This is a genomic window from Streptomyces sp. NPDC047886 (genome assembly GCF_043204435.1).
GTDB lineage: Bacteria > Actinomycetota > Actinomycetes > Streptomycetales > Streptomycetaceae > Streptomyces.
Window position 1 is genome coordinate 626786 of record NZ_JBIDCF010000002.1, and the last position, 12548, is coordinate 639333.

Genomic DNA, 12548 nt, shown 5'->3' on the forward strand with positions numbered 1-12548 from the left:
GCCGTTTCCCGCCGTCGGCGGGCGCTCAGGCGTCGGCGCGGCGCACGGCCGCCGGCGCGGCGCTCAGCCGTCGGTCGACGAACCGAGCGTCAGCGTCTTGAGCTGCTCCTTGCCGTCGCGTTCCACCGTCAGCCGCAGCCGGTCGCCGGGCCGGTGGGCGCGGATCTTCACGATCAGCTCCTCACCGCTGTGCACCCGGTGGCCGTCGACCCTGGTGATGACGTCGCCGGGCCGGATCCCGGCGGTGGCGGCCGGGCCGTTCGGTGTGACGGCCGGGCCGCCGTCCTGCGCCTTGTCGCCGACCCGGGCGCCGTCGCCGCTGAACTTCATGTCGAGGCTGACGCCGATGACCGGGTGCGTCGCCCGGCCGGTGTTGATGAGCTCCTCGGCGACGCGCTTGCCCTGGTTGATGGGGATGGCGAAGCCGAGCCCGATGGAACCCGACTGCCCGCCGTCGAGCCCGGCGCCGTTGTCGGCGGCGCGGATGGCGCTGTTGATGCCGATGACCCGGGCCTTGGAGTCGACCAGCGGACCGCCCGAATTGCCGGGGTTTATCGGCGCGTCCGTCTGGAGGGCGTCGACATAGCTGATGTCGCTGCCGTCGCCCTTCTCGCCGCCCGCCGTGATGGGGCGCTCCTTGGCGCTGATGATGCCCGCCGTGACCGTGTTCTGGAGGTCGAACGGGGCGCCGATGGCCACGACCGGGTCGCCGACACGGACGTTGTCCGAGTTGCCGAGCGGCAGCGGGGTCAGGTTGGAGACGCCGGTGACCCGGACGACGGCGAGGTCGTAGCCGCTGTCGGAGCCGACGAGCTTCGCCCGGGCGGTCTCGCCGCCGCTGAACGTGACGGTGATGTCGCCCGAGCGCCCGGCCGCGTCGACCACATGGTGGTTGGTGAGGATGTGGCCCTGGGTGTCGAGGACGAAGCCGGTGCCGGTGCCCTGTTCCCCGCCGCCGCTGACATGGAGCGTGACGACGCTGGGCAGGGCGCTCGCGGCGATCCCCGCGACACTGTCCGGGGCGCGGTCGCCGTTCTCCTTGGCGGCCTGCGGCAGCTCCACGGTGGTGAGACCGCCGTGCCGCTCGATGTAGGCGCCGACACCACCCCCGAGTACGCCGGTGACCAGCGCGAACGCCAGGGCGCCGACGAGCACCGCACCGCGCCGCTCCTTGCGGCGGGGACCGCCCGGGGGATCGCCGTACCCACCGCCGGGGTGCCCGGGGTGGGTGAGCGGCTGCCGCGCGCCGGGGCCGGCCCAGGGGTCGTAGGTGAGCCACGGCGAGGCCGCGGGCTGCCGTGGCTCCGGGTGCGCCTGCGGCTGGGCCTGCGGGTGCGCCGGGTACGGCTCGGGCTGCTGCGGGTGCGGGTGGGGCTGGTGGTGCTCAGGCCGCGGATGCGGGTGCGGCGGCCGCTGCTCCGAGTGCGCCGCCTGCTGCGAGGTGGCCGCCGGGGCCGCCTGGTGCTGCGGGGTGGCCTGGTGGGCGGGCGGGACGGTCTGCGGGACGTGCGGAGTGCCGTACGCGGGCGGCTGCGGCGACGGCGCGGGCGCGCCGGGCTCCTGGGCGGCCGGGGCCCCGGGAGCCGGCTGAGCGGCCACCGGACGCTGTACGGGCGGGGCGGGCGCCCACGGGCCGGGCTCACCGTACGGCGGGGTGCCGTACTCGTCCGGCTCGTGCAGCGGCTGCGGCCGCACGGGGCCCTCGGCGCCCGTTTCCTGCACGGACATGACGGCCGTGGTGTCGTCGCTGACCGCGTCCGGCCGTGCGGGCCGGCTCCACCACTTCGGCTTCGACCCGGTGGGCTTACCGTCGTCCATGCTCTCCCCGCTGCTTACCGGTCGGCGCCGCCTCAAGGCGCGTATGCGGATGGATTCAACCAGGTCCGCCGGCCGGAGCGCAGGGGGGTCGCCGGCCGGCGTCCGGTTGTGCGCGGCGCGCCCGCGCCGGTCGCTACGGAGTCGGGGGCGCGGGTCGCCGCGGCGGCCGGCTCGGTGTGGCGGCCACCGGCCCCGTGGCGGGTCCTCCGGCGTCGGCGAGGTGGATGGCCTGGCCGAGGCCCACGGGGCGTATCAGCGGGCTGTGCGCCGGGACGCCGGTGCCGTGGAGTCCGCCCCTGGTGAACAGCCCCAGGCCGTTCACCCCCGTCAGGGGCGTGGCCGAGAGCATCGGCGGCGCGGGCTGCCGGGCCTGGACGGGCACACCGGGCAGGGTGGCCGCGGGCCGCTCGGGAGAACCGGTGGCCGCCCCGGCGGTCTGCGCCCCGGTGGCGGTGCCGCCGCGCCGGCGGTTGGTGTCGCCGGTACCGGCGGACGCCTGGCCGGGCGCCCGCACCGGTGTGACGTTGTTGCCGGAGCCCTCTCCCCTGGTGTCCATCGTGGCCGTCGTCGGCAGGGCGCCTCCGAGGGCGATGGCGGCGAACGACACGGCGCTCGCCGCGGCGAACGCGAATCTGCGGCCGCGCCACGGCGAGCGGTCCCCGTCGGGGCGGCCCACCTCGTGGCGGTGGTCGCCGTAGGGTCCGGCGTCCCGGCGGGCGGGGCCTCGGGGCGGCGTGCCGTGCGGTGCGGGCTCGTGGATCCGGAAGCCGGACCCCGGGCCGCCGGGGAACAGCGGACCGCCGCCGCGCGTGCCGTGCGGGCCGTCGGCGGGCACGTAGCCGAAGCCGTCCGTCCTCACTCCGAAGACGCCGTCGGTGAACCGTCCGGCGCCCAGGCCGGACCCGGATCCCAGGCCGGACCCGGATCCGAAGCCGGAACCCGATCCGAAGAGGCCGTCGCCGTCGCCGTCCCTCGAAGGACCCCCGGGCAACCCCTGGAGGCGTGCGAGCAGCCCCTCGGAGGGGGGCGGCGGGGCGGACTGGGCGAACACGCTCTTCACCCGGCGCTGGGCGTCGGCTTCGGCCTTGCACTTGGCGCAGGTGGCGAGATGGGCGAGGACCCGCTCCCGGGCATCGTGGCCGAGCTCACCGTCCACCAGGGCGGCGAGCCGGTCCCCCAGATGCTGTTCCGCGGGGGTCGGACTGGTGCCACTCACGCGGGTCCGCCCTCCCCGCCCACGGCGACGAACGTGCGCTGATCGGCGGCCGCGCTCCGCTCTTCGACCGGGCGCTGTCCGGCCCGTGCCTCGGGGGAACGGTGCTTGAGCGCCTTGCGCAGATGGGACCGCCCGCGGTGGATACGGCTGCGCACGGTGCCGAGCTTGACGCCGAGGGTCGCGGCGATCTCCTCGTACGACAGGCCCTCGATGTCGCAGAGCACGACGGCGGCGCGGAACTCGGGCGCGAGGGTGTCCAGCGCCTGCTGGACGTCCGCGTCGAAGTGGGTGTCGTGGAAGACCTGCTGCGGGGACGGCTCACGGCTGGGCAGCCGCTCCGCGGCGTCGTCGCCGAGCGCGTCGAACCGGATGCGCTGCTTGCGGCGCACCATGTCGAGGAAGAGGTTCGTGGTGATCCGGTGCAGCCAGCCCTCGAACGTACCGGGCGTGTACGTCGACAGGGAGCGGAAGACCCGGACGAAGACCTCCTGGGTCAGGTCCTCGGCGTCGTGCTGGTTACCGGTCAGACGGTAGGCGAGACGGTAGACCCGGCCACTGTGTGTGCTGACGATCTCCTCCCACGAGGGCGGAGCCCAGGCCTGCGATTCCGCATCCGATGCGAAGGTCGCGGTGGTGGGTGCGGTGTCGGCGGCACGGGTGTCAGCGATGTCGGTCACGGATTTCGGCTCACCCGCCGACCTGAGAAAGCGCCGCAGCACTCCTCCCCGATCCACAGGCGCAGCCGCACCTCCCCTGTCGGCTCTGGTGGTGTCCAGTGGAGCCCCTACCATAGCCACCTCGCCCGTTAGCTCCGGATAAGAATCTTTACGTGAATTTGGGACCGGCTTCTGGTCTTGATCCATGTAATCCCCCCTGCCCTCGTCAACGCCCGGTCCCATCTGCGGGTTCCCGCCGCCGAACGGCTACAGTCACCGTTGCCGCCAACTACGGGAACAGGAGAGGGTCATCACCGCCAACCGGCAGACGAGCTGGGCGTTCGCCGACGCCTTTGTCGCCGAGGACGAAGCACTCCGCTGGGCCCGTGACAGGGCCCGCGAGGCAGGGCTGCCCTCGGTTTCGCCAGGCACGGGCGCCGCGCTGCGCCTGCTGGCTGCCACGGCGGACGCCAAGGCGGTGGCCGAGATCGGTACGGGTACCGGCGTCTCCGGCATCTACCTGCTGCACGGCATGCGCCCGGACGGCGTCCTGACCACCGTGGACACCGAGCCGGAGCGGCAGCAGTTCGCGCGGCAGGCGTTCCGGGCCGCCGGCTTCGCCGGGAACCGGGCGCGGTTCATCCCGGGCCGGGCCCTCGACGTACTCCCCCGGCTCGCGGACGGCGGCTACGACCTCGTGTTCTGCGACGGGGACCGCACGGAGTGCCTGGACTACCTCGCTGAATCGTTGCGCCTGCTGCGTCCGGGCGGGCTCGTCTGCTTCGAGGGCGTCTTCGCGGACGGCCGCACGGTCGACTCGGCGGCCCAGCCGGCCGAGGTGCTCACCCTGCGCGAGCTGCTGCGGACGGTACGGGAGAGCGAGGAGCTGCTGCCCTCGCTGCTGCCGATCGGCGACGGGCTGCTGTGCGCGGTGCGGCGCGGCTGAACCCCTCGCGCGGCCGTGCCGCCGGGCGGGCGTCCGCGGATCCGGCCCGGGGAGCCCCGGGCGCATGACGAAAGCCCCGGCGCGGACCCGTGTGGGGGTACGTGCCGGGGCTCTCCGAAAGAACTCAGGGGCTGCGCTGTGTCAGCCGACGACCTTCTTCAGGGCATCGCCCAGGGCATCGGCCTCGTCAGGGGTCAGCTCGACGACAAGTCGACCGCCGCCTTCGAGCGGAACGCGCATGACGATGCCCCGCCCCTCCTTGGTCACCTCGAGCGGGCCGTCGCCCGTCCGCGGCTTCATGGCCGCCATGCTCGTTCCCCTTCCTGAAACCAGCTCATCGTCCAGCCGACGGCCCGGGAAAGGGCACGTGTCACCGGCATCGAACACATTGCTTCCAGGTCATTATCCCGCATGGTGACACCCGATGACCAACATCGGATGCCATCGGTTGCGCAACCCGCTTGCGCAAAACCCCCCAATTCGGCGATCGACCTGCGATACTTCGCCGCCGCGAGCCGTGGCACGCAGGGTCATTTGTTGACGCAGGTCACATGCCGGGGCCCGATGATCTCCGCCATGCTGGGCGGGAACACCACCGCCGGAGCCGCAAAGGGGACCCTGTCATGGCCGACACCGTGCTGTACGAGGTGAGCGACGGACTCGCGACCGTCACGATCAACCGGCCCGAGGCCATGAACGCCATGAACGTGGCCGCGAAGGTCGCCCTGCGCGACGCCCTGGAGGCGGCCGGTTCCGACCCCGCCGTACGGGCGGTGCTGCTGACCGCGACCGGGCGGGCGTTCTGCGTGGGCCAGGACCTCAAGGAGCACGTCTCGCTGCTGGCGGCGGACCGCGAGGCCGGGACCGGGCAGACGATGTCCACCGTGCGCGAGCACTACAACCCGATCGTCCGGGCCATCACCGGGATGCCGAAGCCCGTGGTGGCGGGCGTGAACGGGGTCGCGGCAGGTGCGGGCTTCGGCTTCGCGCTGGCGGCCGACTACCGGGTCGTCGCGGACACCGCCTCGTTCAACACGTCGTTCGCCGGGGTCGCGCTGACCGCCGACTCGGGCATCTCCTGGACGCTGCCCCGGCTGATCGGCCAGAGCCGCGCGGCCGACCTGCTGCTGTTCCCCCGCTCCATGCCCGCGCGGGAGGCGTACGAGCTGGGCCTGGTCAACCGGCTGGTGCCGGCGGCGGAGCTCGCCGCCGAGGCCACCGCCGCGGCCCGCGCCCTGGCGGAGGGCCCGACGGTGGCGTACGCGGCGCTGAAGGAGTCCCTGGCGTACGGGGCGGGGCACACGCTCACCGAGGCCCTGGAGAAGGAGGACGAGCTCCAGACGAAGGCCGGCGCGTCCGAGGACCACTCGATCGCCGTCCAGGCGTTCCTGGCCAAGGAGAAGCCCCGCTACCTCGGCCGGTAGACCCGGCGGCGAGAGCGCCGCTGGTCCTGGCCGCTAGACACGCCGCTCGACCTGGCCGCTAGACAGGCCGCCCCGCCAGCCGCTCGACCCCGCCCCCCGGGGATTCCACCGGAAGGCCGCCGGGCGGCCGGAGACCCGGGCGGGTGCGGGCGACGCAGTCGGCCAGGTGGTCGTCCACCAGGCCGCACGCCTGCATCAGCGCGTATGCCGTGGTCGGGCCGATGAAGCGCAGGCCCCGCCTCTTGAGCTCCTTCGACAGGGCGGTCGACTCCTCCGTGACCGCCGGGACGTCGGCGATGCTCCGGGGAGCGGGGCGGGTCGCGGGGTCGGGCGCGTACGACCAGATCAGGGAGTCCAGCTCGCCGGGGGCCCAGTCGGCGAGCACGCGCGCGTTGGCGAGGCTCGCCTCGATCTTGGCGCGGTTGCGGATGATGGCCGCGTCGGCGATGAGGCGCTCCTTGTCGGCCTCGGTGAACTCCGCGACCGCCGCGATCCTGAAGTCGGCGAAGGCGCGGCGGAAGCCCTCCCTGCGGCGCAGGATCGTGATCCAGGACAGGCCGGACTGGAACGCCTCCAGGCAGAGCCGTTCGAACAGGGCGTCGTCACCGTGGACGGCGCGGCCCCACTCGTCGTCGTGGTACGCGACGTAGTCCTCCGTGGACACGCCCCAGGGGCAGCGCGGCCTGCCGTCGGGGCCCGGCACGGCGCCACCGGTCATCGGTCGCCCTCCTCGCCGTACGGCGCGTCCTCGTCGCGCTCCTCCGGCCGCTGGGGACGGTCGCGCTCCTCCGGCCGCTGGGCACGGTGCTGTCCTGGCTGCTCGAACAGGTCGCCGCCGCCGACCGCCGTGGCCTGCGCCCCGGCCAGCGCCGCCTCCAGTTCGGCGATCCGCGCGTCGCGCTCGGCGAGCTCCGCGCCCAGTCGGCTCAGCACGTCGTCCACGTCGTCCATGCGGTACCCGCGGGGCGACACCGGCAGCCGCAGCGCCTCGACGTCCGCCCGGCCCACCGGCCGGGTCAGCGGCAGCGGGTCCACCAGGTGCTGGGGCGCCGCCTCGGGAAGCACCTCGGTCTCACCGCCGCCGACCACGGCCACCGTGACCGCCGCGACGACCACGACCATCGCGATCAGCAAAAACCAGAACACAGCGTGCCTCTCCCAGGAGCGGATAACGTCCGGTGCCGATCGTGCCATGCCCCTGTGACGGTTAGGGTCGCAGGCGACCGAACGCGAGGAGGACATACGGGATGCTGCGCCTGGGACGACGCGAATTCGACGCGCACGAGCCGGTGATCATGGCCATCGTGAACCGGACCCCGGACTCCTTCTACGACCAGGGGGCCACGTTCCGCGACGAGCCGGCGCTCGCCCGCGTCGAGCAGGCGGTCGCGGACGGCGCCGCCATCATCGACATCGGCGGGGTGAAGGCCGGTCCCGGTGAGGAGGTGACGGCCGAGGAGGAGGCGCGGCGCACGGTCGGTTTCGTGGCCGAGGTGCGGCGACGCCACCCGGACGTGGTGATCAGCGTCGACACCTGGCGGCACGAGGTCGGCGAGGCCGTCTGCGAGGCCGGCGCCGACCTGCTGAACGACGCGTGGGGCGGTGTCGACCCGAAGCTGGCGGAGGTCGCCGCACGGCACGGGGCGGGGCTGGTGTGCACGCACGCGGGCGGCGCGGAGCCGCGCACGCGGCCGCACCGGGTGACGTACGACGACGTGATGGCGGACATCCTGCGGGTGACCGTGGGGCTGGCCGAGCGGGCGGTGGAACTGGGCGTGCCCCGGGAGTCGGTCCTGATCGACCCGGGCCATGACTTCGGCAAGAACACCCGCCACTCGCTGGAGGCGACCCGGCGCCTCGGGGAGATGGTGGAGACGGGCTGGCCGGTGCTGGTCTCGCTGTCCAACAAGGACTTCGTCGGCGAGACGCTGGACCGGCCGGTGAAGGAGCGGGTGCTCGGCACGCTGGCGACGACGGCGGTGTCGGCGTGGCTGGGGGCGCGGGTGTACCGGGTGCACGAGGTCGCGGAGACGCGGCAGGTGCTGGACATGGTGGCGACCATCGCGGGCCACCGGGAGCCCGCCGTCGCCCGCCGCGGCCTGGCGTAGGCGGCCCGCCGCCGGTTCGCGCCCGCCCGCGCCCGCCCGCCCGCGCCCCGACGTGGGGGTGGACGCGGGCGTGACGGCTGCACGCCGTGGGTCCGCTGTGCCCACCCGTTCCGCCCCGGCGGAACGACTGCCCACAGCGGGACGAGCACGGGCGCTAGCGGCCGGCCTCCTTGCTCACCAGGGCCACCGCCTCCGTCACGTCGTCCGTGACGTGGAAGAGCATCAGGTCGCGCTCGGCGGCCTTGCCCTGGGCGATCACGGTGCCGCGCAGCCAGTCGACCAGGCCGCCCCAGTACTCCGTGCCGAACAGCACGATCGGGAAGCGGGTCACCTTCCGGGTCTGGACCAGCGTGAGCGCCTCGAACAGCTCGTCCAGGGTGCCGAGGCCGCCCGGCAGGACGACGAAGCCCTGCGCGTACTTCACGAACATCGTCTTGCGGACGAAGAAGTAGCGGAAGTTCACGCCGATGTCGACGTGCGGGTTCAGGCCCTGCTCGAAGGGCAGCTCGATACCGAGGCCGACCGAGATGCCCTTCGCCTCCCGCGCTCCCCGGTTCGCCGCCTCCATCGCCCCCGGTCCGCCGCCCGTGATCACCGCGAAACCGGCCTCCACGAGCGCCTTGCCGAGCGCGACGCCCGCCTCGTACTCGGGCGTGCCCTCGGGAGTGCGGGCCGAGCCGAAGACGCTGATCGCGCTCGGCAGTTCGGCCAGCGCGCCGAACCCCTCGACGAACTCCGACTGAATGCGCATGACGCGCCACGGGTCGGTGTGGACCCACTCGGAGTCTCCCGCCGTGTCCAGCAGCCGCTGGTCGGTGGTGCCGGGCTGCACCTGCTCCCTGCGGCGCAGAACCGGCCCGAGCCGCTGCTCCGCCAGTGCTCGCAGTCCTTCGGCCTCGGCCTCGGGGTTACCCATGACCTGCTCCCTCCGCTGAACATCGTTTCCTGGATCAGCGTAGGGCGACGGACGTGACGAAAGGCGAAATTACGGAGGTCAGGCAGTGAGCCAGTCGTACAGTCGCCGTTCGCAGTGCGTGATCTTGTCGATGGCCACGTGCTCGTCCCTCTTGTGCGCGAAGAGCGCGTCACCGGGCCCGTAGTTGACCGCGGGCACGCCGAGGGCGCTGAACCGGGACACGTCGGTCCAGCCGAACTTGGGCTGGGCGGTGCCGCCGACGGCGGCCATGAACGCCGCGGCGGCGGGGTGCGAGAGCCCGGGCAGCGCACCGCCCGTGTGGTCGTCCACCACGAACTCGGCGATGTCGCAGTCGGCGAAGACCTCGCGTACGTGGGCCTCGGCCTCCTCCATGGAGCGGTCGGGCGCGTACCGGTAGTTCACGACCACGGTGCAGTCGTCGGGGATGACGTTGGTGGCCACCCCGCCCTCGATACCGACGGCGTTGAGGCCCTCGCGGTACTCCAGCCCGTCGATGACGGGGCGGCGCGGCTCGTACGCGGCGAGCCTGGCCAGGATGGGCGCGGCGGCGTGGATGGCGTTGGCGCCCATCCAACTGCGCGCCGAGTGGGCGCGTTCGCCCTTCATCCGCAGATGGACGCGGAGCGTGCCCTGGCAGCCGCCCTCGACCTGGCCGTCCGACGGCTCCAGCAGCACCGCGAAGTCGCCCACCAGCCAGTCGGGGTGTGCGGCGGCCACATGCCCGAGACCGTTGAGGTGTGCGGCGACTTCCTCGTTGTCGTAGAACACGAAGGTGAGGTCGCGGTTGGGCTCCGGCACGGTCGCCGCGATCCGCAGCTGGACGGCGACGCCGGACTTCATGTCGGAGGTGCCGCAACCCCACAGCACGCCGTTCTCGTCCAGCCGCGAGGGGACGTTGTCGGCGATCGGCACCGTGTCGATGTGCCCGGCCAGCACGACCCGCTCGGCCCTGCCGAGGTGGGTGCGGGCGACGACGTTGTTGCCGTACCGGTCGACGGTGAGGTGCGGCAGGGTCAGCAGCGCCTCCTCGATGGCGTCGGCGAGCGGCTTCTCGGTGCCGCTGACGGACGGGAAATCGACCAGCGCGGCGGTCAGCGACGGGCCGTCCTGCGTCAGGTCCAGTGCGGTGAAGGGCTTGGCGTCGGGCATGTGCCCGACCCTATCCCGGCCTCCAGTACGGTGGGCCCCGTGTCCGAGCCCGCCACCTCTCCCCGCCGTGGCCGCCGCGTCCGCGTCGCGGCGGCGTTCGCCGTTCTCCTGGGAATCGCAGGATATGTGGCCGTACAGTACGAATCGGGCGGCGGGGGCGCCCCGCACTGCACGGCCGGCACCGGCAACAGCGTCTACCGCTTCACGCCCGAGCAGGCCGCCAACGCCGCGACGATCTCCGCCGTCGGCACCACGCGCGGCATGCCGGAGCGCGCGGTGACCATCGCGCTGGCGACCGCCCTCCAGGAGTCGGCCCTGCGCAACATCACCTACGGCGACCGGGACTCGCTCGGCCTGTTCCAGCAACGCCCCTCGCAGGGCTGGGGCACCGAGGCGCAGATCCTCGACCCGGTCTTCTCGGCAGGGGCGTTCTACGAGCGCCTGGCCGAGGTCCCGGGCTACTCGCGCCTCCCGCTGACCGTCGCCGCGCAGCGGGTACAGCGCAGCGGCTACCCGCAGGCGTACGCGAAGCACGAACCGGACGCCACGCTGCTCGCCGCCGCGCTCACCGGGCGGACGCCCGCGTCGCTGACGTGCACGCCGTCGCGCGACTCGGGCCCCGGCGACCCGGCGAAGGTCCGGGCGGAGCTGGTGCGGTCGTTCGGCAAGGGCATGGCACCGGCGGCCTCGCCCAAGGCGGGGAAGGCCGGCGCCGGGAAGCCGGACGCCGACAAGTCCGGCGCGGACGACGGCGGTGACGTGATCTCCGTACCGGTCCCGGCGACGGAGGCGGCCGGTTCGGCCGGGCCCGAGGGCGCCGCGGGCTCGGACCCCCGGGCCGACGGCTCCCGGCGCGGCTGGGAGCTCGCCCAGTGGGCGGTCGCGCAGGCGGACGCGCTGGGGCTCGCGGAGGTCCGTTACGCGGGGCGGGTGTGGAGCGCACGCGAGGCGGACGAGGGCTGGCGGACCGCCCCCGAGGACGCGTCACGCCTGGACGAGGTCCGGATCCGCGTCGCGAAGTGATCCGCGCCGGGAAACGGCCCGCGTGGTCCGCAGGGCCCGCGTGGCCCGGGTGGTCCGCATGGCCCGGGTGGCCCGCGTGGCCCGCGTGACCCGGGTGGCCCGCGTGGCCCGCGTCTTGAGGTGATCCGCCCCTCGAAGTGATCGGTGCGATCGGCGCGATGGACGCGATCGGTGCGATCTGCGCCGTGATCGCGTGATGGCGGCGATCGGCGCGCGTTCATGACGTGGCGGCGCGCGCCGGGTGGTGCGCGCCGCCACGCACCACACGCGCGGCGCGTTTCGGCGTACGACAGCGGCCGGGCAGCGGCCCGGCAGCGGTCCGGTGTTCGCGCACACCATCACCGCATCGTAGTCGCCTCTGATCACAGAGTAATCACGACCCACTCGCACAACTCTCGGTCAGCCGTACGGGAATTCACCCGGCGGGGGCACTTCACTCCCTGGCCACCCCTCTTGGTGGCACGTCGTCGCCACGCCTCGGACGGTATGTCATTTCCCTTGGGAATCCGGGGCAGTGACGGTTCTGCTGAACTTCGGAAAGCCCATTGTTTGCCCGGATTTGGGCGCGCCGGATCATGCGCCGCATTGCCAACTCTTTACCTTCGGCCACCGCAACCTCCCCCGCCCTCCGAGCGGTTGTCACAGCGTCCGATCGTCGGACAGGCATCACACAGGCATCACCAGTCGAACGTCCTCTTCCCCGTCGAAGGAGCACCATGTCCCTCCCCCTGACCCGCCGGATCGCCAGTGCCGCGCTGCTCACCGCAGCGGGAGCGGCCTCCGTGGTCGGTGCGGCCGGCTCCGCGAGCGCCGTGGACCTGCCCCAGAACACCGACCTCGCCGGTGGCCTCAGCGCCGTCGACCCGTCCTCGCTCACCGACACGGTGGACGGCGCCGCGCAGAAGGCCACCGGCCTGGCGGGTGACGCGGGCAGCAAGGCGGTCAAGAAGACCGTTCCCACCGTGGGCAAGGCCGCCAGCAAGACCACGAAGAAGGCCACCCCGCTCGCCCAGAAGGCCGCCGGAGACGTCGCGAAGAGCGGCGGCGACGTCGTCGGCGACGCCACCGGCACCACGACCGAGGTCGCGGGCGACTCCGCCAAGGGCGGTCTGCCGGGCGCCGACACCCTGGGTGGCGGCCTCGGTGGCGGCCTCCCCGGCGGCGGCCTGATCGGCGGCCTGCCGGCGGGCGCCCCGCTCGGCTGACCCGACGGTCGGTCCCGCAGCGCGGAGGGGCCCGGGGAGTGCGACTCCCCGGGCCCCTCCGCGTAT

General features: G+C 73.5%; 13 protein-coding genes. 5 read left to right on the forward strand and 8 right to left on the reverse strand.

What is annotated here, in order from left to right; all coding sequences use genetic code 11:
- Nucleotides 1-63: 63 nt before the first annotated feature.
- From ACGF5U_RS08510 to sigE, 3 genes are all read right to left on the reverse strand, one after another.
- The gene (locus tag ACGF5U_RS08510) at nucleotides 64-1818 is read right to left on the reverse strand and encodes a trypsin-like peptidase domain-containing protein (RefSeq protein WP_392712491.1); all 1755 of its coding nucleotides are present in this window, start codon (nucleotides 1816-1818) and stop codon (nucleotides 64-66) included.
- Between the two features lie 133 nt (nucleotides 1819-1951).
- Nucleotides 1952-3034: an anti-sigma factor family protein gene (locus tag ACGF5U_RS08515; RefSeq protein ID WP_392712490.1), complete on the reverse strand. Its 1083-nt coding sequence runs from the start codon at nucleotides 3032-3034 to the stop codon at nucleotides 1952-1954.
- Nucleotides 3031-3825 (reverse strand): RNA polymerase sigma factor SigE, encoded by a 795-nt coding sequence (sigE, locus tag ACGF5U_RS08520; protein WP_392712488.1) that lies wholly within the window; start codon nucleotides 3823-3825, stop codon nucleotides 3031-3033. Before sigE ends, ACGF5U_RS08515 begins: the two co-directional genes overlap by 4 nt.
- A gap of 106 nt (nucleotides 3826-3931) precedes the next feature.
- Here sigE and ACGF5U_RS08525 point away from each other — a divergent pair, with 106 nt between their 5' ends.
- Nucleotides 3932-4636, forward strand: coding sequence for an O-methyltransferase (locus tag ACGF5U_RS08525; protein WP_392712663.1), 705 nt, complete (start codon nucleotides 3932-3934; stop codon nucleotides 4634-4636).
- A gap of 141 nt (nucleotides 4637-4777) precedes the next feature.
- Here ACGF5U_RS08525 and ACGF5U_RS08530 read toward each other — a convergent pair whose 3' ends face one another.
- Nucleotides 4778-4945, reverse strand: coding sequence for a DUF3117 domain-containing protein (locus ACGF5U_RS08530; protein WP_003966491.1), 168 nt, complete (start codon nucleotides 4943-4945; stop codon nucleotides 4778-4780).
- 314 nt (nucleotides 4946-5259) lie between these two features.
- On the opposite strand from ACGF5U_RS08530, the gene ACGF5U_RS08535 reads away from it, so the two are divergent.
- Entirely contained in the window at nucleotides 5260-6060 is an 801-nt protein-coding gene (locus tag ACGF5U_RS08535; protein ID WP_392712486.1) for an enoyl-CoA hydratase/isomerase family protein, read from the forward strand.
- A 58-nt stretch (nucleotides 6061-6118) separates the two neighbouring features.
- Here ACGF5U_RS08535 and ACGF5U_RS08540 read toward each other — a convergent pair whose 3' ends face one another.
- Together ACGF5U_RS08540 and ACGF5U_RS08545 are read right to left on the reverse strand one after the other, a co-directional pair.
- Nucleotides 6119-6778 carry a DNA-3-methyladenine glycosylase I gene (locus ACGF5U_RS08540; protein ID WP_392712484.1) on the reverse strand — a complete coding sequence of 220 codons (660 nt, stop codon included), beginning with the start codon at nucleotides 6776-6778 and terminating at the stop codon, nucleotides 6119-6121.
- Nucleotides 6775-7254 (reverse strand): cell division protein DivIVA, encoded by a 480-nt coding sequence (locus ACGF5U_RS08545; RefSeq protein ID WP_392712482.1) that lies wholly within the window; start codon nucleotides 7252-7254, stop codon nucleotides 6775-6777. Before ACGF5U_RS08545 ends, ACGF5U_RS08540 begins: the two co-directional genes overlap by 4 nt.
- 53 nt (nucleotides 7255-7307) lie before the next feature.
- Here ACGF5U_RS08545 and folP point away from each other — a divergent pair, with 53 nt between their 5' ends.
- Entirely contained in the window at nucleotides 7308-8168 is an 861-nt protein-coding gene (gene folP, locus ACGF5U_RS08550) for a dihydropteroate synthase (RefSeq protein ID WP_392712481.1), read from the forward strand.
- A gap of 154 nt (nucleotides 8169-8322) precedes the next feature.
- Here folP and ACGF5U_RS08555 read toward each other — a convergent pair whose 3' ends face one another.
- Together ACGF5U_RS08555 and dapE are read right to left on the reverse strand one after the other, a co-directional pair.
- Entirely contained in the window at nucleotides 8323-9084 is a 762-nt protein-coding gene (locus tag ACGF5U_RS08555; protein WP_392712479.1) for a TIGR00730 family Rossman fold protein, read from the reverse strand.
- 78 nt (nucleotides 9085-9162) lie between these two features.
- A complete protein-coding gene (gene dapE, locus ACGF5U_RS08560; protein WP_392712477.1) occupies nucleotides 9163-10254 on the reverse strand; it encodes a succinyl-diaminopimelate desuccinylase in 1092 nt (363 codons plus the stop codon).
- A gap of 30 nt (nucleotides 10255-10284) precedes the next feature.
- On the opposite strand from dapE, the gene ACGF5U_RS08565 reads away from it, so the two are divergent.
- Nucleotides 10285-11277, forward strand: a complete 993-nt coding sequence (locus ACGF5U_RS08565; protein WP_392712661.1) for a hypothetical protein — start codon at nucleotides 10285-10287, stop codon at nucleotides 11275-11277.
- Nucleotides 11278-11993: 716 nt separating this feature from the next.
- Entirely contained in the window at nucleotides 11994-12482 is a 489-nt protein-coding gene (locus tag ACGF5U_RS08570) for an ATP-binding protein (RefSeq protein ID WP_392712475.1), read from the forward strand.
- The last annotated feature ends 66 nt before the right edge of the window (nucleotides 12483-12548 follow it).

Bases quoted from the DNA above. Each gene is read 5' to 3' on its own strand.
- ACGF5U_RS08510 (WP_392712491.1), bottom strand. From the start codon at position 1,818: ATGGACGACGGTAAGCCCACCGGGTCGAAGCCGAAGTGGTGGAGCCGG.
- sigE (WP_392712488.1), bottom strand. From the start codon at position 3,825: ATGGTAGGGGCTCCACTGGACACCACCAGAGCCGACAGGGGAGGTGCG.
- ACGF5U_RS08530 (WP_003966491.1), bottom strand. From the start codon at position 4,945: ATGGCGGCCATGAAGCCGCGGACGGGCGACGGCCCGCTCGAGGTGACC.
- ACGF5U_RS08535 (WP_392712486.1), top strand. From the start codon at position 5,260: ATGGCCGACACCGTGCTGTACGAGGTGAGCGACGGACTCGCGACCGTC.
- ACGF5U_RS08540 (WP_392712484.1), bottom strand. From the start codon at position 6,778: ATGACCGGTGGCGCCGTGCCGGGCCCCGACGGCAGGCCGCGCTGCCCC.
- ACGF5U_RS08545 (WP_392712482.1), bottom strand. From the start codon at position 7,254: ATGGCACGATCGGCACCGGACGTTATCCGCTCCTGGGAGAGGCACGCT.
- folP (WP_392712481.1), top strand. From the start codon at position 7,308: ATGCTGCGCCTGGGACGACGCGAATTCGACGCGCACGAGCCGGTGATC.
- ACGF5U_RS08555 (WP_392712479.1), bottom strand. From the start codon at position 9,084: ATGGGTAACCCCGAGGCCGAGGCCGAAGGACTGCGAGCACTGGCGGAG.
- dapE (WP_392712477.1), bottom strand. From the start codon at position 10,254: ATGCCCGACGCCAAGCCCTTCACCGCACTGGACCTGACGCAGGACGGC.
- ACGF5U_RS08570 (WP_392712475.1), top strand. From the start codon at position 11,994: ATGTCCCTCCCCCTGACCCGCCGGATCGCCAGTGCCGCGCTGCTCACC.